The organism is Collinsella sp. AF08-23, assembly GCF_003479805.1.
Taxonomy (GTDB): Bacteria; Actinomycetota; Coriobacteriia; order Coriobacteriales; family Coriobacteriaceae; genus Collinsella.
Genome location: NZ_QUHV01000002.1, coordinates 23,327 through 46,409, shown reverse-complemented (window position 1 = coordinate 46,409; position 23,083 = coordinate 23,327). Strand labels below are relative to the sequence as shown.

The 23,083-nt window shown below is 62.7% G+C and carries 23 protein-coding genes, 1 tRNA gene and 1 riboswitch; of the genes, 12 read left to right on the top strand and 12 right to left on the bottom strand.

Annotated elements, in window-relative coordinates:
* Nucleotides 1-350: 350 nt before the first annotated feature.
* Nucleotides 351-437 (top strand) — tRNA-Leu (locus DWV48_RS01520).
* 284 nt (nt 438-721) lie between these two features.
* Here DWV48_RS01520 and DWV48_RS01515 read toward each other — a convergent pair.
* The 3 genes from DWV48_RS01515 to DWV48_RS01505 form a co-directional block, all read right to left on the bottom strand.
* On the bottom strand, nt 722-1,705 hold the full coding sequence (locus tag DWV48_RS01515) for a hypothetical protein (protein ID WP_118652763.1): 984 nt from the start codon (nt 1,703-1,705) through the stop codon (nt 722-724).
* A gap of 8 nt (nt 1,706-1,713) precedes the next feature.
* Nucleotides 1,714-2,787: a septum formation initiator family protein gene (locus DWV48_RS09320; protein ID WP_233546031.1), complete on the bottom strand. Its 1,074-nt coding sequence runs from the start codon at nt 2,785-2,787 to the stop codon at nt 1,714-1,716.
* A gap of 88 nt (nt 2,788-2,875) precedes the next feature.
* On the bottom strand, nt 2,876-3,445 hold the full coding sequence (locus DWV48_RS01505; RefSeq protein ID WP_158574789.1) for a TetR/AcrR family transcriptional regulator: 570 nt from the start codon (nt 3,443-3,445) through the stop codon (nt 2,876-2,878).
* A gap of 177 nt (nt 3,446-3,622) precedes the next feature.
* Between DWV48_RS01505 and DWV48_RS01500 the strand changes: the two genes are divergently transcribed.
* Nucleotides 3,623-4,117: an HsmA family protein gene (locus tag DWV48_RS01500; RefSeq protein ID WP_118652759.1), complete on the top strand. Its 495-nt coding sequence runs from the start codon at nt 3,623-3,625 to the stop codon at nt 4,115-4,117.
* Between the two features lie 28 nt (nt 4,118-4,145).
* Nucleotides 4,146-4,598, top strand: a complete 453-nt coding sequence (locus DWV48_RS01495; protein ID WP_118652757.1) for a hypothetical protein — start codon at nt 4,146-4,148, stop codon at nt 4,596-4,598.
* Here DWV48_RS01495 and mazG read toward each other — a convergent pair.
* The 5 genes from mazG to DWV48_RS01470 form a co-directional block, all read right to left on the bottom strand.
* On the bottom strand, nt 4,564-5,436 hold the full coding sequence (gene mazG / locus DWV48_RS01490; protein WP_118652755.1) for a nucleoside triphosphate pyrophosphohydrolase: 873 nt from the start codon (nt 5,434-5,436) through the stop codon (nt 4,564-4,566). The two genes, DWV48_RS01495 and mazG, sit on opposite strands and share 35 nt — an antisense overlap.
* A 34-nt stretch (nt 5,437-5,470) precedes the next feature.
* Nucleotides 5,471-6,031: a phosphodiesterase gene (yfcE, locus tag DWV48_RS01485; RefSeq protein ID WP_118652753.1), complete on the bottom strand. Its 561-nt coding sequence runs from the start codon at nt 6,029-6,031 to the stop codon at nt 5,471-5,473.
* A 227-nt stretch (nt 6,032-6,258) separates the two neighbouring features.
* Entirely contained in the window at nt 6,259-7,653 is a 1,395-nt protein-coding gene (larC, locus tag DWV48_RS01480) for a nickel pincer cofactor biosynthesis protein LarC (RefSeq protein ID WP_118653033.1), read from the bottom strand.
* Between the two features lie 5 nt (nt 7,654-7,658).
* Entirely contained in the window at nt 7,659-8,423 is a 765-nt protein-coding gene (gene larB / locus DWV48_RS01475; protein ID WP_118652751.1) for a nickel pincer cofactor biosynthesis protein LarB, read from the bottom strand.
* Between the two features lie 151 nt (nt 8,424-8,574).
* Nucleotides 8,575-8,934, bottom strand: coding sequence for an arsenate reductase family protein (locus DWV48_RS01470; RefSeq protein WP_118652749.1), 360 nt, complete (start codon nt 8,932-8,934; stop codon nt 8,575-8,577).
* A gap of 66 nt (nt 8,935-9,000) precedes the next feature.
* Between DWV48_RS01470 and DWV48_RS01465 the strand changes: the two genes are divergently transcribed.
* Nucleotides 9,001-9,561, top strand: a complete 561-nt coding sequence (locus DWV48_RS01465; RefSeq protein WP_233546030.1) for a Gx transporter family protein — start codon at nt 9,001-9,003, stop codon at nt 9,559-9,561.
* Nucleotides 9,554-10,591, top strand: coding sequence for an FAD:protein FMN transferase (locus tag DWV48_RS01460; RefSeq protein WP_118652747.1), 1,038 nt, complete (start codon nt 9,554-9,556; stop codon nt 10,589-10,591). The genes DWV48_RS01465 and DWV48_RS01460 overlap by 8 nt, the downstream gene beginning before the upstream one ends.
* A gap of 229 nt (nt 10,592-10,820) precedes the next feature.
* Here DWV48_RS01460 and DWV48_RS01455 read toward each other — a convergent pair whose 3' ends face one another.
* The 3 genes from DWV48_RS01455 to DWV48_RS01445 form a co-directional block, all read right to left on the bottom strand.
* Entirely contained in the window at nt 10,821-11,159 is a 339-nt protein-coding gene (locus tag DWV48_RS01455) for a PTS lactose/cellobiose transporter subunit IIA (RefSeq protein ID WP_118652745.1), read from the bottom strand.
* A 9-nt stretch (nt 11,160-11,168) separates the two neighbouring features.
* Nucleotides 11,169-11,849, bottom strand: coding sequence for a GntR family transcriptional regulator (locus DWV48_RS09440; RefSeq protein WP_158574788.1), 681 nt, complete (start codon nt 11,847-11,849; stop codon nt 11,169-11,171).
* 113 nt (nt 11,850-11,962) lie between these two features.
* A complete protein-coding gene (locus DWV48_RS01445; RefSeq protein ID WP_118652741.1) occupies nt 11,963-12,886 on the bottom strand; it encodes a haloacid dehalogenase-like hydrolase in 924 nt (307 codons plus the stop codon).
* A 344-nt stretch (nt 12,887-13,230) separates the two neighbouring features.
* Here DWV48_RS01445 and DWV48_RS01440 point away from each other — a divergent pair, with 344 nt between their 5' ends.
* The gene (locus DWV48_RS01440; protein ID WP_118652739.1) at nt 13,231-14,913 is read left to right on the top strand and encodes a PTS lactose transporter subunit IIBC; all 1,683 of its coding nucleotides are present in this window, start codon (nt 13,231-13,233) and stop codon (nt 14,911-14,913) included.
* 128 nt (nt 14,914-15,041) lie between these two features.
* Here the strand turns inward: DWV48_RS01440 and murB are convergent, their stop codons facing one another.
* Nucleotides 15,042-15,992, bottom strand: coding sequence for a UDP-N-acetylmuramate dehydrogenase (gene murB / locus DWV48_RS01435; RefSeq protein WP_118652737.1), 951 nt, complete (start codon nt 15,990-15,992; stop codon nt 15,042-15,044).
* Between the two features lie 132 nt (nt 15,993-16,124).
* Nucleotides 16,125-16,273: riboswitch (FMN riboswitch) on the top strand.
* Between the two features lie 8 nt (nt 16,274-16,281).
* Between murB and DWV48_RS01430 the strand changes: the two genes are divergently transcribed.
* The 6 genes from DWV48_RS01430 (at nt 16,282) to DWV48_RS01405 (ending at nt 23,044) form a co-directional block, all read left to right on the top strand.
* Nucleotides 16,282-16,827 (top strand): ECF transporter S component, encoded by a 546-nt coding sequence (locus tag DWV48_RS01430; protein WP_118652735.1) that lies wholly within the window; start codon nt 16,282-16,284, stop codon nt 16,825-16,827.
* Entirely contained in the window at nt 16,824-18,461 is a 1,638-nt protein-coding gene (locus tag DWV48_RS01425; protein ID WP_118652733.1) for an ABC transporter ATP-binding protein, read from the top strand. The genes DWV48_RS01430 and DWV48_RS01425 overlap by 4 nt, the downstream gene beginning before the upstream one ends.
* The gene (locus tag DWV48_RS01420; protein ID WP_118652731.1) at nt 18,445-19,245 is read left to right on the top strand and encodes an energy-coupling factor transporter transmembrane protein EcfT; all 801 of its coding nucleotides are present in this window, start codon (nt 18,445-18,447) and stop codon (nt 19,243-19,245) included. Before DWV48_RS01425 ends, DWV48_RS01420 begins: the two co-directional genes overlap by 17 nt.
* Before the next feature lie 135 nt (nt 19,246-19,380).
* Nucleotides 19,381-20,604, top strand: a complete 1,224-nt coding sequence (locus tag DWV48_RS01415; RefSeq protein ID WP_118652729.1) for a CHAP domain-containing protein — start codon at nt 19,381-19,383, stop codon at nt 20,602-20,604.
* Between the two features lie 162 nt (nt 20,605-20,766).
* Nucleotides 20,767-21,822: a UDP-glucose 4-epimerase GalE gene (galE, locus tag DWV48_RS01410; protein WP_118652727.1), complete on the top strand. Its 1,056-nt coding sequence runs from the start codon at nt 20,767-20,769 to the stop codon at nt 21,820-21,822.
* 154 nt (nt 21,823-21,976) lie between these two features.
* Entirely contained in the window at nt 21,977-23,044 is a 1,068-nt protein-coding gene (locus DWV48_RS01405; protein WP_118652725.1) for a polyprenyl synthetase family protein, read from the top strand.
* Nucleotides 23,045-23,083 lie beyond the last annotated feature (39 nt).

Sequence of the window (23,083 nt, the reverse complement as noted above, 5' to 3'; positions counted from 1 at the left end):
TTGGTTTCCCCTCACGCACAAACAACGATGCCGTTAACCGCCCCGCTCACCGGTTCGGAAAAATAACACCCTGTCAGGGGGTATCCTGAAGGGGACAAACAAGCCGCACGGACAGGAGGGTTTGTGAATAAGACCGGGAGCGAGACGCTGCACGGAAGCGTCTCTAGTTTTATCCGCTCAAAGATCTACGACAAAGAGCTTGCCGCAGGGGACAAAATACCATCTGAGCACCGGCCACACTTTCGTAGGCGTGGCCCGTCAGACCACCGAGGTCGGCATCGCCCTGGGGCAAAATCCGTTCTAAAAAGTTCTTGAACCGCAAAAGCACTTTCGCTAGTATGTAAATCCATGCGGGCGTGGCGGAATTGGCAGACGCGTATGGTTCAGGTCCATATGGGGGCAACCCCGTGAAGGTTCAAGTCCTTTCGCCCGCACCATAAGATTTGTGAGCCCCAGCGATGGGGCTTTTTCATGTCCAGGCACCACGCATGGACTTGAACCCATTAGGGTCGCGAGGCGTTAAGCGAACAGGCCCTTTGGCCTGTTCGTAGCCGAGCGTGTGAGGGCCGGAAGGCCCGAAGCCGCGAACGCCAAAGGCGGGCGCAAGTCCTTTCGCCCGCACCATAAGAATTGTTAGCCCCAGCGATGGGGCTTTTTCATGTCCAGGCACCACAGGATGAAAAGGCCGTCCAGGAGCCCGTCCGGCGGTGTTCCGGCGGCGCTACAAAGCGCTGAGCGTCGGCGTCCAGCCAATCACGGGGGCCTCGCCCGCCATTGCCTCGCACATCGTTGCCGCGGAACCCGCAAGCAGGCTGTTCTCGCTCACCGTCAGGCGGTCGTAGCCACCCGAGCGCATAAGCTCGCGCATAACGACCGCTCCCGCCAGAATAACCGGAGCGCGCTTTGCCTGAATTCCCGGCAATGCGGCAATTTCCTCGATCCCCATGGCTCGCATCTTGGCAATTGCGTTCTCCACCTGGGATATCGTCAGGTCACGCAAGTGCACGAAGCGGGAATCGTATACGGTCAGCTCATGTACCATCGCCACGAGCGACGTTACCGTGCCGCCAACCGCGATGAGGCGGTCAGGTCGCTCGTCCAGCGCCCGCCAATAAGCATCGAACTGGGGTCGCATCCACGCGACCGCGGCGTCAAGCTCCTCACCACGAGGCGGCAAAGCAGAGAAAAAGCGCTCCGTCACCCGACGGCACCCAATATCGAGCGAACGGGCGCACTCGAGTGCAAAAGCGTCGCCCTCAGAGCTGGGCGCATATGTCCCAACCACGATTTCGGTCGAGCCGCCGCCCGAATCTGCCACGGCGATACGCTCGCCGGGGAAATCGTGCGCAACACCGTAAAACGTCAGGCGCGCCTCGACTTCGCCCGGAATGACCTGCGGCTCAAGGCCAAGGTCGCCCAACTGTTCGAGCAGCGCGTCCCCGTTCGACACATCGCGGGCGGCGCTCGTGAGCGTCGTGCACACCCGAGACGCTCCATACGAGCGGGTCTCATCGACGAACTCCCGGCATGCGTCCATCACGCGCTCGATAGCGGCTGCAGAAAACACTCCCCGCGCATCCACGCCCTCGCCCAAATCGGTAATGACCGTGTGCTTGCGGGATTCGACGATCGCCCCATCGCGCATGGTCGCACACAACAGACGCGACGATACCGTTCCCAAGTCGATGGCAGCGAGCTTTACCATGGACACTCCTATTCCCCCGTTGAGACAACCGCCATACCGTTGACGCCATCAAAGAAGAAGATCACGTCAAGCACCTTCCAGTACCAGGCGGAATTCTCGAGAACCGCCTGTTCGGCGGCCTCCACTTCCGCCGACGTCTTGGGGTTGTCCGTGGACTTGGAGGAGCCATTGTCAGCAGATGAGGCGTCCTTACTGGCCGCATCGGCCCCCTTGATCGTGTCCTTCTCCTGCTTGGATGCGGCGCCATTGGCGTTTGCGGGATCCTCCTCGGAAGCACCGTCCGCGCCAGAGGCACCACCCGAGGCCTCCCCATCCTCGCCCTGCGCGCTGGTATCGACCACAACCGGGTCGCCGTTCTCGTCCAGACCCTCAACTGTGATGGTCTTCTCGCCGGGCATGACCATGCCATAATCCCTGCGCGCCGCGTCCTCAACGCCCTCCTGCGAGAGCAGGGACTCGACCTCTTCTCCTAACGAATCGTTATAGGTTTCGCGAATAGCCTTCTGCTCTTGCAAAATCGCCTCGGTGCGATGGGCGATGTAAAAGTCGCGCACGGGCATGTACACGCCCACGCCCACGATTGCGGCGATGATCAGATAGAACAGGTGACGGCTCGGGCCCGTGGTGAAATCGTACAGCCATCGAACCGCCCGGTTGTCCGTTGCGTACTTCATGGCAGCGCGTTGAGACGCCTGCGATTCCCGGGGTGCGCCGCCGCGGCTCCTGCGACCAACGCCGGCATGCGCTCCGCCAGCAGGCCCTCCCCCCGACGACGAGCGAAAGCCCGCGCGGTCGGAACTGCGGGAGCCCTGCTTGCGAGCATCGCGGCGCTCTTTTTTCTCACGTGCTGCGACCTCGCTCCCCCGTGCCGAACGCCGGGTGGGCTTTGCCGTCGCCGCCCCCTCGTCGCCTGCGGAGCCCGGCTTGCCGTTCATGTGCTCCAGAGCCGACGCGCGCTTGGCCGCGACTCGCGCCTCGGCGGCATGCACCGCTGCGGCCTGACGGGCAGCAGAAAGGTCTCCGGTCTTGCCGGGATCGATTCCGCGAGAGATACGTGCAGTTGTGTTCGAAGTAGATGCCATATGCGCCTTGTGCGGTTGAGGGTGTATGTGCGCTTTGTTTCCCTCATTATGGCACGCGGGGCGAATGCAGATGTGCAGGCTTTGCGAGCTACGTATAGAGCGCGAGCTCCATGAGGGCAAAAAGCGTCTCACATGACCCATCGCCCCGTTTCATCGCGTCGAGCATCGCCTGCCAGGCGAAGTCCACCACCGCATCCATTTGAACGCAATCGCGAGCCCGGCTGGTGATAGCCGCGTCCCTCTCGAATGCGTGCCTGACCGTCTCGTGCAGGTCCCCCAGACATGCTCGCTCCGCCTCCATGGTCCGCTGACGCGTCCTGCCGTCGAGCGCCCCCATGTCGCGGAGCCACGCGGTGCGGAACCCCTCGAGCGAGCTGGACAGGGCATTCGAAAGGCGACGGCAGTAGTCCAGCGCGGTCTCGGCATCGCGCGTGCACGTCTCGAGCTCCGCCGCTTCGATCGCCTCGCGCCAAAAACGCTGCAGCACCTCCGTTCGCAGCTCGGCGACGTCGGGCACATGGTTGTATATCGTGCCGGTCGCCACGCCGCAAGCCTCTGCGATGGCGCGCACGCTGAGCGACGCCAGCCCCGATTCGCGCGCCATGCCAAACGCGACCTCGATAATACGATTGCGTGAAATCGCCTTCTTGCTGCTCATGGCCCCGCCTTCCCTTCTGAACAGAAGCGTGGAACGTTCAGGGTCTTTACCAGCAAGCCAGCCCCCGACTTGTTTCCACAGTGTCATGCTCCTAATATGAACGCCGTTCATATGAACATCGTTCATATTATACACCGCCTCGCGGGGTCATAGCGACGCCGCCTGAAAGGAGCTTTCATGTCCCCCATGCTCATGTTCGCCAGCCTTGCCATCACTGGCGCTCTCATCTTGTATACCATCGGCGTGTTCAAGGAGCGTGCTGACGGTCGCCTGCGCGGGATCCACCTCGCCTTCTTCTGGTGCGGCCTTGCGTGCGACACCACCGGCACCACGCTCATGAGCATCATTGCGCGCGAAAGCGCCGCCACTACGCCCGCCATCCACGGCATAACCGGACTCGCCGCCATCGTCCTCATGCTCTTCCATGCCATCTGGGCAACGGTCGTCTACGTGCAGGGCAGAGCCCATAACGCCAGTGCCCTCAAGCGTGAGCAGACGTTTCACCGTCTGAGCGCCGCCGTGTGGATCGCCTGGCTCGTCCCCTACGTCATCGGCCTGCTTGTGGGCATCCCTTTCATCAAACTTGGCACAACGCCCTCGGTCATCCTGAGCGTGCTCGTCGCCGGCGTTGCCGCCTGTCTCGTATTTCGTCCTCATTCGTCGCGCGCGTAACCGCGGACGAACCATCTAAGGAGGCCCCATGAACCTATTCACCGTCCGCAAGCACACGCTGCTACTCATCGCGAGCATCGTCTGGCTTGCCGCGGGCATCAACATCGCCCGCATAGGCTTCGAAGCCTACGCCAACAACCACGTGACCCCGATCAACATCTTGCTTTCCGCCGCGGTGGGCGCCGTCTTCTGGCTTTTCGTGTTCGGGAAGCTCGTGGTCAAGCACACGGCGCGCATTGCCTCGTACGAAGAGGAGCGCCACTTCTTCCTCAAGTTCTTCGATGTCCCGGCATTCCTCATCATGGCGGTCATGATGACGGGAGGCATCTCGATCAGGGCATTCGGCCTTGCGCCCGAAGTCTTCATCGCCGTCTTCTATACCGGACTCGGACTGGCGCTCACGCTTGCCGGCCTCCGCTTTGGATGGATGTGGATGAGCGCCCGATCTAACCCCGCTTGGAGTGATCCCACAGCTCGTTGAGCTCGTCCGTCGTGAGGCCCTCAATTGGCATTCCTTTGCGATACGCCGCGCCCTCCATGGATTCCCAACGCGCACGGAACTTCGCGGTGCTCGCGCGCAACGCACTCTCCGCGTCGATGCCCTCTTTGCGGGCGACGTTGACGAGGGCGAAGAGCATGTCCCCGAACTCCATGGCGCGCGCTTCGCTGCGCGGATCCTCGGCCTCGAACTCGGCGCGCTCCTCGGCGACCTTTGCCCACACGTCCTCGACGGTCTCCCATTCGAACCCGACGGCAGCCGCCTTGCGCGAGACCTTTTGCGCCTCCATCAGGGCGGGAAGAGCCCTCGGCACCCCATCGAGCAAACCTTGCGGCATCTGGCCTTGGGCAACGGCGGCCGAATCCTTGTCGCTCTTCTCGGAAAGCTTTACGCTATCCCAGATCTCGAGCACTTCGCGGGCGTCCTTGGCTGCGCCGGTGTCATCGCCGAACACGTGGGGATGGCGGCGAATCAGCTTTCGATTGATGTCGCGCGCAACGTCCGTCATGGTGAAGGCACCAGCATCCGCCGCGATCTGCGCGTGCAGAACCACCTGCATGAGCACATCGCCGAGCTCCTCGCGCAGATGGACCTCGTCATTTTGTTCGATGCAGTCGACGGCCTCATAGGCTTCCTCGATCATGTTCTTGGCAATGCTCTCGTGGGTCTGTTCTCGATCCCACGGGCAGCCGTCCGGCTGACGCAGGCGCCAGATAGTCTCGACCAGACTCTGCATGCTCTCCGCCGCATCTGCAAGCGTGGACGTATCACGCGTGAGGGCTGCCAAACTCGACGAGTCCGTCTCTTTCCATTCGGCCATGGTCTTCTCCTCATTTCCGCTCGCAGTGCTGTTTTTACAACAGTACGTGGTCGAAGGCCTGATCCAGCGGTTTTTCGCTGTCGTAGGTGCCACAGCTGTTCGTTCCGTCTTTGGGGATCGACACGCTGCCAGGGTTGAATAACCACAGCCCGGAGTGTTCACTACTCGGGCCGTTCACTTTGACGTGCGTGTGCCCGTACAGCAGCGCGGAGCCCTGAGGAAGGCACGGAACACGGTCGACGCTGTTGTGCATGCCCGCGCCGAACACGTGACCGTGCGTGCAGAACAGCGTGCGGCCCTGCGGGTCAATCAGCGTGGCGCTGTCCGCCATACAGGGGAAGTCAAGCACCATCTGGTCGACCTCTGCCTCGCAGTTACCCCGCACCGCGACCAAGCGGCCGGACAAAGCAAGCTCGTTGAGCAGCGCGATCACGCGCTTGGGCGCATAATCGCGCGGAAGGTCGTTGCGGGGGCCATGGTAAAGCAGGTCGCCAAGAAGCACCACGTGATCGGGGCGCTCATGGTCAATTACGCTCATAAGGCGCTCTGCCCAATAGGCAGAGCCGTGAATATCCGATGCAATGATGAGCTTCATACCGATCCCCCATCTTTTCGTTCTTCCATGCCGACTTCAAAGACTCCTCGACGCGGCGGCAGACACCGACCCCGCAGGCATTCGGACATGTGGCGCGCCCGATTAACTAGTGTATCGTAGCCCCGCGACGCAAAATCGGCCGCGCATGCCGCAAATCGACCGTTTTTGTAACGAATCTCTCGCACAGCCAAGTAGACGGGGTTCTCAGACCCCGCTCACCTGGGGTTTTACCGCGCGGACAAAATGGCGGCTTCGACCACCTCGTGCAGCGGGACCCCACACGTGCGCGCTAAGGCGGCACAGTCCTCGTATTCAGGCTTAACGCGCTTCGTGCCGTCTGGGAGCGTCGCGCGCTTAACCGTAACGGGCCCAAAGGGGGTTTGGACCGTCGCGCGCTCACGCGCGAGAACCGTACGCTCGCATTCGATGCGCCTAATGCCGAGGGTGGGGGTTTCGGCGAAGATGATCGATTCCAGCGCTGGGACCTCGCTGGACTGACACAGCACCTGCAACTGATAAGCGGGGCGACCCTTCTTGGAGAAAATGGGCAGCCAGTGCACCTCTCGCGCGCCGGCACGAGCGAGCTCGGAGGCTGCATACGCCATCTGCTCCGATGTCGCATCGTCGATATCGCACTCGAGCTTGACGATCCTCGTCGGCGCCACGAGCTCGGCGGCGCGCGTCCAAACCCCTTCCGAATCCACCGAGGTTTGCAGCCCCGAGCCGCGCTCCTCTTCTATGAGCACCGCGCGCAGAACCGAAGGCCTGCTGTAGGTGCGTTTTCCGGCGCCAAGGCCGACGGCGCGAACGGTGTACCGCGCAGGCAAATCGAAGGCGGGGTCGAGGGCGGCAACGAGAGCAGCACCCGTTGGTGTGACGAGCTCGCCCTCCACCTCGCACGGGGCGAGCGGCAAGCCGTGCGCGGCGCAAATGTTGAGGGTCGCGGGGACAGGCACCGGGATGACCCCGTGCTGGCAGCGGACCGTTCCGTGGCCCTCAACGAGAACGGGTACGCAGACGCGGCCGATGCCGAGATAATCGACAAGCACCGACGCCGCAACGACGTCCACGATCGAATCGACGGCGCCGACTTCATGGAAATGCACCTGGTCAGCGGGAACGCCGTGCGCCTTGGCCTCTGCATCGGCCAAAATCGCGAACGTCCGCTGCGCCAACTCACGCGCCCCGGGCTCCATGTGCGCGGACTCGATGATCGCGTTGATCTCCGCAAGGCCCCGGTGCTCGTGGGCGTGCTCGTGGGCGTGCTCGTGGGCGTGCTCGTGGAGCGCATGTTCACACGCACCGTGTACGGCGTGCGCATGGCCGTGCAGATATTCCATGTCGTGATCGTGATTCTCATGCGCCTCGTCGAGGATCACATTGAAATCAAGGCACGACAAGCCCGCCTTCACCACGCGCGTCACCGCGATGTCGAATCCCTCCACATGTAGGCTCTCCAGGGCGGCCGTCACGACCGCCTCCGCCTCCGCGCGGTCCGGAGCCGCATCGAGCAGCGCCGCCACGAGCATATCGCCCGCAATACCCGCCTGGCAATCGAGCCACAGCGCGGCACTCGAGTCGCCCACGCGGAGCTCGCCGTCGTCTCTTCCCTCGCACTTCATATGCATCACGCCTCCCCGCTCGAAAGATGGTTGATTAAAGACGCCTGGTAGGCAGCACCAAAACCGTTATCGATGTTGACCACCGAGACGCCGCTCGCGCAGCTGTTCACCATGGCAAGCAGGGCGGTGACGCCACCGAGATTCGCCCCGTAACCCACGCTCGTGGGAACCGCGATGACCGGGCAGCTCGCCAACCCAGCAACCACGCTGGGCAGCGCTCCCTCCATACCGGCGATCGCGATGATTACCTGCGCGCCGGAGATATCCTCACCGTGCGAGAGGAGCCTATGAATCCCAGCAACGCCCGCATCGTGCACCACGCGTACGCGGTTTCCCAAAAACCGCGCAGTCAGCGCGGCCTCCTCTGCAACTGGAATGTCGCTTGTGCCGGCGGTGATGATGAGGACCTCCCCGTTCCCGTTGGGTTCGGGCAGCTCGCCCACCACACCGGCACGAGCGCCTTGGTGATACGAAAAGCCGCATCCAAGACCCCGCAGCCGCTCTGCCTTTTGCGCATCCAGGCGTGTGATGAGCACCCGCTCCTGTCCGACGGCAAGCATCGCGGAAACGATGCCGGCAATCTGTTCGGGTGTCTTCCCCGCCCCGTATATCACTTCGGACACACCGGTGCGAACACCTCGTTGGTTGTCAACGCAGGCGTATTCGAGGTCGGTCACCGCATCCACGCGAACCTGATGTACCAGCTCCTCGGGCGACATCCGCCCATCCGCAACAGCATGGGCAAGCCCTTCCAGTTCGTGTATCTCCATCAGTACCCCCCACAAGACCACCTATGGCAAAACGGAAATTACCTATGGCGTTCTGACGTTTCACTGTCCTCAACAAGACAATTCCCATAGACATTTTTAAGGGAGAGCCGAGGCATGGACCGACGGCGGCCCTCCTATTTCCAACAGACGCTTAGAGCAGCGCCTCCTCCCACGCGGCCTCTTTAAAGCCCGTGAGAACCGCGTTGTCGGTCACGATGATCGGGCGCTTGACCAGCATGCCATCCGTGGCGAGCAGGGCGTACGCCTCCTCGTCCGTCATGCCGGCGTCGAGCTTGGCCTTGATGCCGAGCTCGCGGTACTTCATGCCGCTCGTGTTGAAGAAGCGGCGCAGCGGCAGGCCGGAGCGCTCGTGCCACTCCGCCAGCTCCGCCGCCGTGGGATTATCCTCGACGATATGGCGATCGGTGTACTCGACGCCATGCTCATCCAGCCATTTCTTGGCCTTTTTGCAGGTAGTGCACTTGGGGTATTCGATAAACAGGACGGCCATGAGGGCTCTCCTCTCGTATTGGGTGCCAAACTCCTAACAGCGTACCCAACCCGTATAATGACAAGTATGAGAAACTCAGCTGACACATCCGATAACAGGCGACGCACGGCGCCCACGGTGCCGACCTCCCCCGGACGGCGCGCCGCGCTCTACGGCGTGCTCACCGCCGCCGCGCTCGTATGCGGCTACCTCGAACTACTCATCCCCCTGCCCGTCACCGTGCCCGGCGTGAAGCTGGGCCTGGGCAACGTCGTAATCCTCATGGCACTCGAGCGCCTGGGCGCGAAAGCGGGCCTCTTCCTCATGTTCATCAAGGTCATCGCCTCGACGCTGCTGTTCGCCAACCTGCAGATGCTCGTCTTTTCCCTGGCGGGCGGCCTGCTGTCCTGGGCCGTCATGGCACTCGCCGTGCGCAGCGGGGCCTTTTCCACCGTCGCCACCTCGGTGCTCGGCGGGCTCGCCCATAACGCCGGCCAGCTCATCGCCGTCGCCGTGCTGCTCTCCAGCCGCGTCGCGCTCGCCAACATGCCCGCGCTCGCCGTGTCCGGCGTCCTGTGCGGGGCCGCCGTGGGCGTTGCCGCCCGGCTCGTCCTGCGTGCACTGCCCCAGGAGGCATTCCATGGATAGGGAAAAGGGCACGCCGATCTCGCGGCGCGGGCTCATGTGCGGCGGCGCCTGCTCGACCCTCGCGCTGCTGCTCTCCGGATGCGCACGGCCCGGAAGCGGAGCCTCAGCCGCAAAACCCGTCACCGGGTCGACCTTCGCCTTCGACACCTACTGCACCTTCAGCGTCTACGGTGACGACGCAGCACCGGCACGTCTGGCCAAAGCATGTGCCCACTTCGACTCCCTCTTCGATCTCTATGACGAGAAGTCCGATATCGCCCGCATCAACGCGGCGGCAGGCAAACCCATTCGCGTGCACGCCGACACCGTCGACCTCCTGCTCGCCGCCAAAACGTATTGCGAGCAGGCGGACGGCCTGTTCGACATCACGATCGGCGCAGTTTCCACGCTCTGGGATTTCACCGAGGGCGTGCGCCCGGCACCCGAGACGATCGCCGACGCTTTGCCCCATGTGAATTGGCGCTGCATCGAGATTGACGAGGAGGCGCTCACCGTGCGTCTGGCCGACCCGCAGGCCAAGCTCGACCTGGGCGGCATCGCCAAGGGGTATGTGGCCGACCGCCTCTGCGATCTACTACGCGACGAGACGAGCGCCACCGGCGCCGTGCTCTCGCTCGGCGGCAATATTGCGCTGTTTGGGGAGAAGCCGAACGGCGAACCCTGGGAAACCGGCGTCCGCGATCCCAACGACCCCGGTGGCGACACCGTGGTGGGCACCGCGCGCGTCCAGGGAGGGTCACTGGTGACGAGCGGCCTGTACGAGCGCGTGTTTGAGCAAGACGGCGTCACGTACTGGCACATCCTCGACCCGCGCACCGGCGAGCCCGTCCAGACCGACGTGGCGAGCGTCACGGTGCTCAGCCCGTCCTCGACCGCCGCCGATGCGCTCTCGACCACGCTGTTCGTGGCCGGCAGCCGCCAAGGCGCCGAGATCGCCGACGCGCTCGAGGACACGGCGGCGTACTTCATCCTGCAAGACGGCGGCACCGTGGAATCCTCCCGCTGGCAGGAACTCACCGACTTCTCGTAACGGCGAGGTACGCGAACGGGCGCGCATGGGGCAGGTGCGAATTGCTCCGGTCAGCGCGGCGTTTGTGCGGCATGCGCGTGTAATGTCGAAAAAACGACGTTGAAGCGCATCAGTTTCGACATTTCACGCACGTCGTTGTGTTGTGGCAGAAGTGCCGCCGCAGCTCGTCGCGCCGTCGGCGAAAGCGTTGACCGACGCGCAATTTGCACCCAGCCCCCATCAAAATCCCTTAATCCAGTTTCGCCTCGAGGGCGGCGATGCGACGATACTCATCGATGAAAAAGCGGGTCTGCTTCTCCATCATCATGGCGGTCATGAGGGTATCCTGCGCATGGACCATGATGAACGTCACATCCATCTCGGAGCCGCCCGCCTCCTGCGACAGCAGCTTGGTCTGTGTGTCATGCGCACCGATGAGAGCCTCCTTGGCGGAGGCGTGCAACTCCTCGGCCCGATCGAACTCCCCCCTGCGCGCGCAATCCAATGCCTCAATCAGATCCGTCTGAGCATCGCCCGCGTACGCGACGATTTCGAAACCGATCATAGATATTTCCTGCTTGGTAGCCATGCGCTCTCCTTAAGAAGTAAATCTGTAATTCTGATATGACACGCGATCGGTCAGGACTCGACGCTCCACAAGGGCCACGAGCGCGCCGTTCGCGTCGGACACATATCGAGTGATCGATAGCAGGACCCCGTCTTCGACGCCAAAGGCATCTCGCTCACCCGCTGTAATCGACCGTGCGTGATAGCTTTCGCGAACGGAAGACACACGAGGGCGAATCGCCATGAGTGTGCGGAGCACCGGCTCGGATTCGCAGTCCGGCAACGCGTTGACGTCGGATCGCCGCAAGTAAATGCTCTCAAGCGCGACGACGGAACCGTCGACAAGATACCGAACGTCGGTCCTGCACACTGATGCCCTGGAGGCCCCGCCGAACATTTGGACCGTCGACATCGCGACATCCGGCAGATCACGACAAACCAGTTCGCGAACGATCTCGCCCGGCTCCACACTCTCGCACTGAGCGAGCATATCGAAATCAAGCATGGACGAGGGCTCATCGACCGACGCCTCCGAGGCAATGAAAGAACCCTTGCCCTGAATGCGATAGATCAAGCCCCTCTGCTCCAGCTCCGCGAGCGCCTGACGCACAGTCGTTCGACTCACGGCGTATTCATCGCACAGCTCCTTTTCGGTGGGAAGTTGCTCTCCCTCGCCGCCGGCAGCGACCACGTCGGAGAGCAGAGCGTCCACGAGCTGAACGTAAAGTGGCCGCTTTTCCCGAGAATCCAACACCGCTGCCCCCAATGTATCGCTCTTCCTGTGTCTTCGTCGTGGATAGTATTATACGGGCGGGACGCTCGCGCCTAGCGAATCACCGAGCGACTCGTCATGGCGAGCTGATGGCGAAGGCCGCGAATGGCGACGCCGAGCGTCCAAATGTTCTCGGGAAGGCAGCACCCGTTGAACGAGTCCCCGATGTGCTGCAGATGCGCTCCAGCCGCCTTCGCCGCAAGTCCGATTTGACGGATGGAGTCCGGGTCGCACGAATCTTGGCTTGTGCCGTTCGCCGCAAGGACAAGCACCTTCTCCTCGATGGGCTTTCCCTCATTGAACTTGTACACGTAATCGCAGATCTCGCGCAGGTCCTGCTCCTGGAAATGCGGGACGGTATACGGGGCGGGCACAAGCAAGATATCGACACCAAGCCCGATGAAGGACTTGGCGATCTCAAGGGTCATGACAGGCTCATCCACACCGGCCCCATGCATTTTGCCAGCGATGACCAGGCCGTTGAAATGCTCTTTGACAACCCTGACCGAATGAGCGATCGAGGCATTCGAAACGCCCGTGCCGGGATTGCCGGTGAGGCAGACGAAGTCGAAGCCGAGCTCATTCGCCCGCTCCAGCGTTTTGATGGAGACACGGCGCCCAACAGGAAGCTCGACGCGGGTCTCGACCATTTCGGTTTGGTCATCCACTGGCTCCAGATTCACACCGATCGCCCGTCCGCAAGCGCGCTTGACCCAAGAGATGGGGTTCTCTTCGATCCCCTCAGGCACGCAGGCAATCTCCGGGTCGAAGAGGTCGAGCGCGTTGAACATGAGCAGGTCCGCACCGGCATGCGCCTCGTACTCGGCATTGGTCGCACCCAGCAATAACGGGGAGCCGGGAACGTTCTCCGCCATGATGGTGCGCCCCTCCGACGCAAGAATCGCCTGCTTGAGCTCCATGGGCGTTGCACTCAGAAAGTCTGAGGCGTTGAAATTGAGAAGACGCTTACCTGCCATTGGATCACCTTTCATATAGTCATTCGAGCGTATAGACAATACCGCTCAATTGATACCTAATTGTTACAACAACTAAATAACTTGTCTGCATTCCATCGGTAAACGGTAGAAGGATCCATATCTTTTATTATTTTGGCAGGTATTTATCTTATTGATAAATGTAACTGCTACCGTTCACCGATATTGCCAAATATAACTTGACCTACAATTCCCGAGTGCTTTTCAATTATTGCCGACAATTTGTATCAGTTGTATCTTTCTTGATATGACCGATGCACACTAGGCTCGTTGATTCCGGACGCCGCAGCCTAGCGCCGACGAACGCGTACACGAAAGGACGTGACATGGACTCAATCGTCAAACTGCTGCAAAGGCATCAGGGATTCTTCGACAAGATCTCGAAGAACATGTACCTGGTGGCCATCAAGGATGGCTTCATATCGAACATGCCCATCATCTTGTTCTCCAGCTTGTTCCTGCTGATATCCACCCTTCCGGCATATGTCGGCATCACGCTGCCACAGGAGGCGCTTGACTTCTGCAACAAGGTGTATGCCTACACCATGGGCGTCTTCGGCATCATGGTCGCCGGGCAAACCGCCAACTCACTCGCCACCTCCATGAACCGCCGCATGCCTGCCGGAAAGGCGATCAACCCCAGCTCGACCATGATCGCGGCCATGTGCGGCATGCTGTTGCTCTCCGTGACCAACTCCGTTGTCGCCGTCGACGGAGTTGACACCAGTGTTTTCGACACCGGCTTCATGGGCAGCAAGGGCGTCGTCTCCTCGCTCATCTCTGCGTTCATCATCGTGAACGTCTATAAGTTCTGCATCTTGCACAACGTGACCATCAGGATGCCCAAGGAGGTTCCCGGCACGATCGCCCAAAGCTTCCGCGACATCTTCGCTTTCGGCTTCTCCATCATCATCTGCGCCGCAATCGACTTCGTCTGCCGCGCCACCATCGCGACGCCGTTCGCCAACCTCGTGTCCACGTTGATGTCGCCCTTGTTCTCCGCCGTCGACTCTTATGCCGGCATGGCGTTCATCTCCGGCGCTGTCGCACTTTTCCAGTTCATGGGCATCCACGGCGCATCCGTCGTCATGACTCCGCTCAACGCCGCCCTCTATGGCAACCCGACCATCAACCTCGAAGTGTTCCAGGCGGGCGGCCATCCCACCCTTGCCCTCACGCAGGACTTCACGAGCTTCATCTCCGGCCTGGGAGGATCGGGCGCAACGTTCGTCGTTCCGATCATCCTCATGCTTCTCATGCACTCCAAGCAGCTGCGCGCCATGGGTAAGGCCTCCGTCATTCCCACCATCTTCGGAGTCAACGAGCCCGTCATTTTCGGTATGCCCATCGTATTGAATCCTTACATGTTCGTCCCCTTCCTTCTCGCCCCCATGGCCAACGCCGTCATCGGCAAGGCATTCATTGACTTCCTCGGTATGAACGCCCCCATCTACACCCTGCCCTGGGCGCTTCCCGGACCGGTGGGCATCTTCCTCACCACCAACATGCAGGCCATTTCCCTGCTGCTCGTGGTCGTGCTCCTGGCAGTGGACTTCGTTATCTACTATCCGTTCTGCAAAGCATATGACCTTAGCCTCATCGCCGAGGAGGAGACCGGTGCCGAGGGCGAATCCATCGAACCGGTTGTCGACACCAAAGCCATCGCCGACAAAATGAAGAGCACGGGCGAGCAGATCAAGGTTCTCGTCCTGTGCCAGGGAGCCGGTACGAGCGCAATGCTCGCCAACGCCCTGCGCGAAGGAGCTGCTGCCGAGGGAATCGACCTGGTTTCGAACTCCGGCGCGTACGGCAGCCATTATGAAATCATGAGCGAGTACAACGTGATCGTACTTGCACCTCAGGCCCGCACGTATTACGAGGATATGAAGGCCGATACCGACCGCCTGGGCATCAAATTGCTCACGACCCGCGGTAAGCAGTACATCGACCTCACGAACGACCCGAAGGGCGCTATCAACTGGATCCTCGACGAACTCAACAAGGACTAGTAGTCGCCACCCACCGTTACCGCCCCAAACCGAAGCGGCCGTCTCATCCGAGACGGCCGCTTTTTTCAGACTTTTGAACGATCGCACACAAGGAGACGGCACGCTTACACCAAGGCCTATTCGAGACGTTAGAACTCGCCGATCATGCGGACCTCGGGCTCGAGGTCGACACCAAACTGTGCCTTGACCTCGGCCTGCACATGCTCGATGAGGCCGAGCACGTCCTTCGCGCTCGCGCGGCCGGTATTCACCACGAAACCGCAATGCTTCTCGCTCACCTGCGCATCGCCCACGCGCGCGCCGCGCAGGCCCGCGTCCATGATGAGCTTACCGGCAAAGTAACCTTCGGGACGCTTGAACGTCGATCCCGCGCTCGCCATGTCGAGCGGCTGCTTTGCCTCGCGACGTGCCTGGTAGTCGTCCATCGCGGCTCGGACCATGGCAGGGTTACTCGGCGAAAGTTTGAAGGTAGCGGAAAGCACGATGAGTCCGTCATCGTGCACGCGACTCTTGCGGTACCCCAGATTGAGGTCGCGCGCCTCGAGCGTCACGACCGACCCGCGATTGCCCTGTTTGCTCGGCACGTACACGCGGACCGACTCGAGGACGTCGCCCATCGTACCGTCGTACGCGCCGGCGTTCATAAAGCACGCACCGCCCACCGTCGCGGGAATGCCCCACAGCGGCTCCATGCCGGAGAGCCCCTCTTCGGCGGCGGCGAGGGCCACGTCACGCAAAAGCGCGCCGGCCTGGGCAGTCACGCGCCAGCCGCCGGCGTCGACCTCAACCTGAGCGAGATTGTCACGCAGGAGCACAACCACACCGCGAATGCCGCGATCACCCACGAGCAGATCCGACCCGTTACCCACGATCGTCACCGGAACATCACCCAAATAGCAGGTGTCGAGCACCTTGACGAGTACCTCGGGGGTGCGCGGCGTCACGAGCACGTCAGCCGGCCCGCCAATATGAAACGTCGTGTAATCGCGCATGGGCTCGGTCATGAGCACATTGTCCTCGCCGGCGATTCCCGCCAACACGCAGAGCAGCTCTTCGCTCACATACTCGTGCTCGTGCATAAGGCCCTCCCAATAGGTAGGTGAAAAACAGTCACACCCCACTATACCCAAGCACCCGCCCCCTCCCACGCGACTCCACAACCCTTTCGAGGAGCTCCCCCATTGCGCCCCGCAGAAAGGCGCGTTATAGTCGACATGTTTCAGGGCGGGGCGCAATTCCCCACCGGCGGTAAATGCGCGGCGTATTCCTCGCCAAGCGCATGAGCCCGCGAGCCGCAAACAGCGGCCGACCCGGTGCGATTCCGGGGCCGACGGTATAGTCCGGAGTGAAGAAACGGAAGGTATTCCCATGAACAATGCTATCGATTCAAAGAAGATCGCCCTCGCGGCGCTTTTCACCGCGGCCTCGCTCATCTTGAGCTTCGTGCAGATCCCCATCTTCCCCGCCGCGCCTTGGCTCATGTACGACCCCTCGGGCATCGCCTGCCTTATCGCGGCGCTCGCCTTTGGCCCCAAGCTCGGAGCCGCCGTCGCCATCATCTCGTGGATGCCCCGCGTGTTCCTCGATCCGTTCGGTGCGCCCATGGGCATGCTCTCTACCTGTGCATTCGTCATCCCCGCGGCAATCATGTACGCAAAAGGCGGACATTCGCGCCGCGCATCCGTTGTTGGCATGGCACTCGGCTCCGTGGTGTCCGTTGCGCTTGCATGCGCGATGAACCTCGTGGTGACACCCCTCTACACGGCCATCACCGTCCAAGAGGTCGCGGCCATGATCCTGCCGATCCTGCTGCCCTTCAACATGCTCAAAATGATCATTAACACCGCTGCCGGCCAAGTGCTGCTCGCGCCGTGCGCAAACGTCCTCAAGGCACAGGGGGCAATGCGCTCGTGACCGCCGACGCCATCGTCTTCGAACACGTACACGTCACGTACCCCGGCGCTGCGACCGAAGCCCTCAACGATATCTGTCTGCGCGTCCCCAGCGGGCAACACCTCTGTATCTTGGGCGGCAATGGGTCGGGTAAGTCGACCTTGCTCCAACTCGTCAACGTCTTGACCATCCCAACGGCGGGCCGCGCCGTCATTCACGGCATGGACACGAGCGACCCGTGTCGCACGCTTGCCATACGCAGCCGGACCGCGAGCGTCTTTCAGCATCCCGAGGACCAAATGGTGACGAGCGTCGTGGCCGACGACGTCGCCTTTGGTCCGGAAAACCTGTGCACCCCCCAGCCGGAGATCGCGAAACGCGTCGACGCCGCCCTCGCCGCCGTCGACATGGCCGAACGCTCGCAGAGCGACCCCGCCGATCTATCCGGCGGGCAGATGCAGCGCGTGGCGATTGCCGGGGCACTCGCAATGAAACCGGAAATCCTGCTGCTCGACGAGCCATGCGCCATGCTCGATGCCGAGGGCCGCTCGGGCGTGCGAGGCATCATCGCCGAGCTCAGCGCCCGCGGCATCACCATCTTGCATGTAACCCACTTTATGGAAGACGCCCTCGCGGCCGACCGCGTTCTCGTGCTCGATCACGGACGCACGGCGTTCGACGGCACGCCGAGCGAGCTCTTCTCGCAGCCCAAACTGGTGGAGAGCCTCGGTCTCGAGGTGCCGAGCGCATGGAGTGTAAGCGCTGAGCGCTCTGGCGCTGCAGGAGCCCATGGCGGCGCGGAAGGCCACGGCAGCCCTTCCAACCAGCAACGTGCCGTGGCGGCAACGCGCGCCGACAGCGCGGCCGAGCCCATCGACAAGCCCAGCGTCGTATTCGATCACGTCTCGTTCTCCTACGCAAAAGCCGTGAACCCGCGCAAGCGCACGCGCCGCCGGAGGCTGTTCGGCGTCCGCGGAAGCAGCGACGCTTCCCGCAGCTCAGTTCCGCTCGCGCTCGACTCCCTCTCCTTCCAGGCGCGGCCCGGCACCATCACCGCTCTCATTGGGCGCACGGGATCGGGCAAGTCGACCACCGCCGAGCTCGCTTGCGCCCTCAAGCTCCCCACCCGGGGAACGGTACGCATCGCGGGCATCGACACCGCCGACCTTGCGCGCCGCGGCGAGCTTCGTCGCAGCGTTGGATACGTGGCGCAACTCCCCGAGCGCCAGCTGTTTGCCGAGACCGTCTACGACGATGTCGCGTTTGGCCCGCGCAACCTCGGGGTGCCGTCGGACGAGATCGACCGACGCGTGTGCGACAGCCTGCGCTCCGTCAACCTCGAGCCCACCGAATCCCTCCTTCAGGCGTCGCCCTTCGCGCTCTCGGGAGGCCAGCAGCGCAGCGTCGCGATCGCCGGCGTCCTGGCGATGGGGCAACCCGTCCTCGTGCTCGACGAACCCATGGCGGGCCTCGATCCCACCGGACGCAAACACATCCGGAGGCTTCTGAAGCAGCTCAAGCAGGTTGGGACCACACTGATTATGGTCACCCATAGCATGGAAGACGTCACCGAGCTCGCCGACCAGGTCATCGAGCTCGACCGCGGCCGCCGTATAGACCATGCGGAGGTGAGCCGCCATGGCACTACGCGCTAGCATCGGCCAGTACTATTCCGCCGACTCGCCTATCCACCGGCTCGACCCTCGGGTGAAGCTCCTTGGGACCGTTGTCTTTATGGTGAGCTGCTTTTTCGTGAGTTCCTTGCCCACACTGCTCCTTGCGGCGTTGGCCGTGGGCGGCGCCGTGGCCTGCTCCCATGTGCCCGCGCGCCGCCTCCTGTCGCAGGTCCGTCCCATCGCGCTCTTCCTCGTGGTCACCTCGCTCATCAACCTTTTCTTCGTCCAATCCGGCGAGGTCGCCTTAAGCATGGGGCCGTTGCACATCCATTGGAGCGGCGTGCACGCCGCCGTGCTCTACACCGCCCGTTTCTTCCTGTTGCTCCTTGCCGGGTCGCTCCTCACCCTCACCACCACGCCCGTCGCGCTGACCGACGCCGCCGAGTACCTGCTCGCCCCGCTGGAGCGCGTGGGCGTACCCGTGCGCCAGGGAACGCTCGTGCTCTCCATAGCCCTGCGCTTTGTGCCCACGCTCTCGCAGGAGGCCGAGCACATCGTGGCGGCGCAAACCGCTCGCGGCGCCGATCTGGAAAACAAGGGCGCGCTCGCCTATGCGCGGGCGTGCGTACCGCTCATCGTTCCGCTATTCGCCAGTGCCCTTCGCCATGCCGAGAACCTGGGGCGCGCCATGGATGCACGCTGCTACACCGGCGGCGAACGAACGCACTACCACGTGATGCGGCTCGTCGCGAGGCGCGACGCCCCCGCGATCGCAGCGCTTGCACTGTACCTTGCGGCCCTCATCGCGTTCAGCATGCGGTAACCGTCCCTCTCCGCACCACGACCATGTCCATTGGCCGACGCGTTTCCGTGAAATTTATACCGTGCCCATTATCTTGCGGTATCCTTTATCCCTGATATGTGGCGTACATCATTCACAGAACCAAACGGAGCACCCATGTCGCACATTCCCAACGCGCCCGCCTCGGAAGTCGAGAAGCAGGAGCGCATTCAGAACGCACTTTTCAACGTGGGCTATAATGCCGAGTTTTCGCGCCGCGGTGCCATCAAGGCGGCACTTGCGCTGACCGCTTCCGCCGTGCTATTCGGCCTGCCCGGACGCGCCTATGCTGCACGAGCCTCGCAAAAGACCCTCGACGCACTCGCCACGGCAGAGGAGAAGCTCGCCGCCGTGGAAGCCGAGCTCGAGCAGCTCGCCGCCGAGTTCCAAGCGCTAAGCCTGGAGCAGGAAAAAACCATCGCCCAGATCGATGACGTCCAAACCCAAATCGACGAAACGCAAGAGCAAATCGAAGAGAAGCAGCAGGAACTCGAGGACAAGCAGAACGTCCTCGCCGGCCGCGTGTCCGACAGCTACAAGGACGGCCCCGGCAGCACCCTCAAACTCCTGCTCGCCGCGAAGTCCTTTGACGAGTTGCTCTCCAACAGCCGTTACGTCGAGAAGATCAACGATGCCGATAAACAGGTCATCAGTGAGATCCAGCAGATCCGCGAGAGCCTGGAGCAGCAAAAAGCAGAACTGGAGCAGCAGAAGACCGAGCTGGAGACCCTCAGGCAGCAGCAGGCCGACCAGCTCTCCGACATGCAGGCCAAGCAAGGCGAAGTCCAAACTTTGGTCGATGGCCTTTCCAGCGACGTCAAAGAGCTCATGGCCCAGCGCGATGCCGAATACCTCGCCGCGGTCGAGGAGGAGCGTCGCCAACAGGAGGCTCAGCAGCAGCACCAGCAGAGCGGCGGGGGAACGACGTATCTGCCCGGCAACGCCCAGGTCTCCGGCTCGTCCCGCTCGCAGGAGCGCGTGGTTTCCTGCTGTTACGCCGTGCCGAGCCCCGGCGCCGGATATTGCGCCATGTGGGTCTCGCGCGTGTTCGCTGCGGCGGGCTTCTCCTACCTGGGCGGCAACGCTAATGACATGTACAACCGCTGGTGCACGAGCTCCAACAAGGACAACCTGCGCGTGGGCATGATCGTCGCCGTCTCCACCTACTCCAAGAACACCATGGGCCGCATCTACGGCCACGTGGGCATCTACGTGGGCAACAACACCGTCATGGAGAACATCGGCGGGATCGCCTCCACCAACCTTGACCGTTGGATCTCCTACTACGGTGACACGGTGAGCCCTCGCTGGGGCTGGGCGGGCGGCTGGGCCCTCGAGTAGCCCACATCCAACAGGTCTTGTGAACAACGCCTGCCGCATGAAGCCATCTTGGCATGCGGTAGGCGTTTTGCGTTAACGCGGACCGCGAGACGCTCAACGGACGGGGCAACCATGTGAAGCGGTATACTCTCCCCAGCATCATCCCCCGAAAGGAGCGCTTGCATGACCCAGACCCTCACCCCTGCCGATACCTGCGTCCTTGTTACCGGCGGCGCCGGATTCATTGGCTCCCACACCGTCGTCGAGCTGCTTCAGCGCGGCTACCAGGTTGTCATCGTCGACGACCTGTCGAACGCCTCGGCCAAGGTCGAGGACCGCATCAAGACCATCGTCGGCGACCAGGCCGCGGCCAACCTCACCATGTACGTCGCCGACGTCAACGACCGCGAAGCTCTCGAGCGCATCTTCGACGCCCATCGCATCGACCGCGTGATCCACTTCGCCGGCTACAAGGCCGTGGGCGAATCCGTGGCCAAGCCCATCGAGTACTACAGCAACAACATCGGCAACACCCTCACGCTCGTCGACGTCATGCGCGGCCATGGGTGTAAGTCCATCATCTTCTCCAGCTCCGCGACCGTCTACGGCGACCCCGACAGCCTCCCGCTCACCGAGGAGAGCCCCAAGAAGATGGCCACTAACCCCTACGGCTGGACCAAGTGGATGATCGAGCAGATGCTCACCGACCTCCACACCGCGGACCCCGAGTGGAACGTTGTGCTGCTGCGTTACTTCAACCCCATCGGCGCGCACGCGAGCGGCCTCATGGGCGAGGACCCCAAGGGCATTCCCAACAACCTGCTGCCCTACGTGGCACAGACCGCCATCGGCAAGCGCGAGGCCGTGCACGTCTTTGGCGATGACTACCCCACGCCCGACGGCACCGGCGTGCGCGACTACATCCACGTGTGCGACCTGGCCTCCGGCCACGCCGCCGCGCTCGCATGGATGAACGGCCGCGAGGGTGTCGAGGTGTTCAACCTGGGCACCGGCCGCGGCACCTCCGTGCTCGAAATCATCCGCGCCTTTGGCAAGGCGTGCGGACACGAGGTTCCTTACGTCATCGACCCGCGCCGTCCCGGCGACGTAGCCGAGAACTACGCCGACTGCTCCAAGGCCCGCGAGCTCATGGGCTGGGAGGCGCAGTTCGACATCGACGACATGTGCCGCGACGCCTGGAACTGGCAGTCCAACAACCCCAACGGCTACGAGGGCTAAAACGCGGCCTCATCGCGTCCGCTCCGCGCAGTCATTGCGCCGGCAGGACGTAGGAGCTGAGGGCGTTACAGAACGAACCTGGACGGGGCGGCCAACGGTCGCCCCGTTTTGCTAGCATTACACGGTGAGATCAACAGAAACGAAAGGGCCGCACATGAGCGATGCAAACACCAACACGGGAGAGGCCTTCGTCGCGTACCTGCGCGAGAAGCTGCCGCTCATCGAGCGCGCCCTGCACGAGGCGAACGCCGCGCCCATGGCAGAGGTCGACGCCCCCGCGCGAGACCTCGACCGGTACCTGTACGAGCCCCTCGCGCACTTCACCGCCGGTGGCGGCAAGCGCGTGCGCCCCGTCCTCGCCCTGCTAGGAGCCGAGGCCATGGGAGGCTGCACTGAGCAGGCGCTTTCCTCCGGCGTGGCCATCGAGCTGTTCCAGAGCGCCGCGCTCATCCACGACGACATCGCCGATGCCAGCGAGCTGCGCCGCGGCGAGCCCTGCCTTTACCGCACGCACGGTGAGGGCCTTGCCATCAACGCCGGCGACCTTGCCCTCACGCGCGTGTTCGAGGTCGTCCTGAACGATGCCTCCCTGCCGGGCGATCGTCGCCTGCGCGTCCTTGACGAGCTTGTGCGGATGGAGCGTCACACGCTCGAGGGTCAGGCGCTCGACCTGGGCTGGGCGCGCGACGGACGCTGGGACGTCACGAGCAGCGACTACCTGTACATGATCGAGGGCAAGACCGCCTGGTACACCGTGGCGAGCCCCCTGCGCATCGGAGCGCTGGCCGCCGGCGCGGCGGACGAGGCCGCCCGCGAGCTCGTCGAGCTGGGACGCCCCGCCGGCCTTGCCTTCCAGCTGCAAGACGACCTGCTCAACCTCGTGGGCGACGCCAGCGCCCAGGGCAAGGACTTCCGCTCCGACATCACCGAGGGCAAGCGCACGCTCGCCGTGGTCTGGGCGCTCGAGCACCTCGATGACGAGCCGCACCGTGAGCTCGTCGACCTGTTGGAATCCAAGACAACCAACCCGGACGAACTCGCGCGTGCCGTGGAACTCATCGAGCAAGGCGGCGGCATCGAGGCGTGCCGCGACCTCGCCCTCAAGCTCACGCGCGACGCGCAGGGCAAGGCACGCGCCCTCGCCACGTCCGGCACCATCACGCCCGAGTCGGCCGAGCTCCTCTGCTCCATGGCAGACTTCTTCATCAACCGCCGCGCGTAGAGCGGCGCAACGCAAAAACGCCTTTCGTGCTTCCCCTTG

Coding starts and splice junctions, on each gene's coding strand:
- larC (WP_118653033.1), bottom strand. CDS start 7,653: ATGAAGTGCGAGGGAAGAGACGACGGCGAGCTCCGCGTGGGCGACTCG.
- DWV48_RS09320 (WP_233546031.1), bottom strand. CDS start 2,787: ATGGCATCTACTTCGAACACAACTGCACGTATCTCTCGCGGAATCGAT.
- DWV48_RS01415 (WP_118652729.1), top strand. CDS start 19,381: ATGTCGCACATTCCCAACGCGCCCGCCTCGGAAGTCGAGAAGCAGGAG.
- DWV48_RS01455 (WP_118652745.1), bottom strand. CDS start 11,159: ATGGCTACCAAGCAGGAAATATCTATGATCGGTTTCGAAATCGTCGCG.
- galE (WP_118652727.1), top strand. CDS start 20,767: ATGACCCAGACCCTCACCCCTGCCGATACCTGCGTCCTTGTTACCGGC.
- DWV48_RS01465 (WP_233546030.1), top strand. CDS start 9,001: ATGAGAAACTCAGCTGACACATCCGATAACAGGCGACGCACGGCGCCC.
- DWV48_RS01445 (WP_118652741.1), bottom strand. CDS start 12,886: ATGGCAGGTAAGCGTCTTCTCAATTTCAACGCCTCAGACTTTCTGAGT.
- DWV48_RS01515 (WP_118652763.1), bottom strand. CDS start 1,705: ATGGTAAAGCTCGCTGCCATCGACTTGGGAACGGTATCGTCGCGTCTG.
- DWV48_RS01495 (WP_118652757.1), top strand. CDS start 4,146: ATGAACCTATTCACCGTCCGCAAGCACACGCTGCTACTCATCGCGAGC.
- DWV48_RS01460 (WP_118652747.1), top strand. CDS start 9,554: ATGGATAGGGAAAAGGGCACGCCGATCTCGCGGCGCGGGCTCATGTGC.
- DWV48_RS01420 (WP_118652731.1), top strand. CDS start 18,445: ATGGCACTACGCGCTAGCATCGGCCAGTACTATTCCGCCGACTCGCCT.
- DWV48_RS01470 (WP_118652749.1), bottom strand. CDS start 8,934: ATGGCCGTCCTGTTTATCGAATACCCCAAGTGCACTACCTGCAAAAAG.
- yfcE (WP_118652753.1), bottom strand. CDS start 6,031: ATGAAGCTCATCATTGCATCGGATATTCACGGCTCTGCCTATTGGGCA.
- DWV48_RS01405 (WP_118652725.1), top strand. CDS start 21,977: ATGAGCGATGCAAACACCAACACGGGAGAGGCCTTCGTCGCGTACCTG.
- DWV48_RS01440 (WP_118652739.1), top strand. CDS start 13,231: ATGGACTCAATCGTCAAACTGCTGCAAAGGCATCAGGGATTCTTCGAC.
- mazG (WP_118652755.1), bottom strand. CDS start 5,436: ATGGCCGAATGGAAAGAGACGGACTCGTCGAGTTTGGCAGCCCTCACG.
- DWV48_RS01505 (WP_158574789.1), bottom strand. CDS start 3,445: ATGAGCAGCAAGAAGGCGATTTCACGCAATCGTATTATCGAGGTCGCG.
- larB (WP_118652751.1), bottom strand. CDS start 8,423: ATGGAGATACACGAACTGGAAGGGCTTGCCCATGCTGTTGCGGATGGG.
- DWV48_RS01430 (WP_118652735.1), top strand. CDS start 16,282: ATGAACAATGCTATCGATTCAAAGAAGATCGCCCTCGCGGCGCTTTTC.
- DWV48_RS01500 (WP_118652759.1), top strand. CDS start 3,623: ATGTCCCCCATGCTCATGTTCGCCAGCCTTGCCATCACTGGCGCTCTC.
- murB (WP_118652737.1), bottom strand. CDS start 15,992: ATGCACGAGCACGAGTATGTGAGCGAAGAGCTGCTCTGCGTGTTGGCG.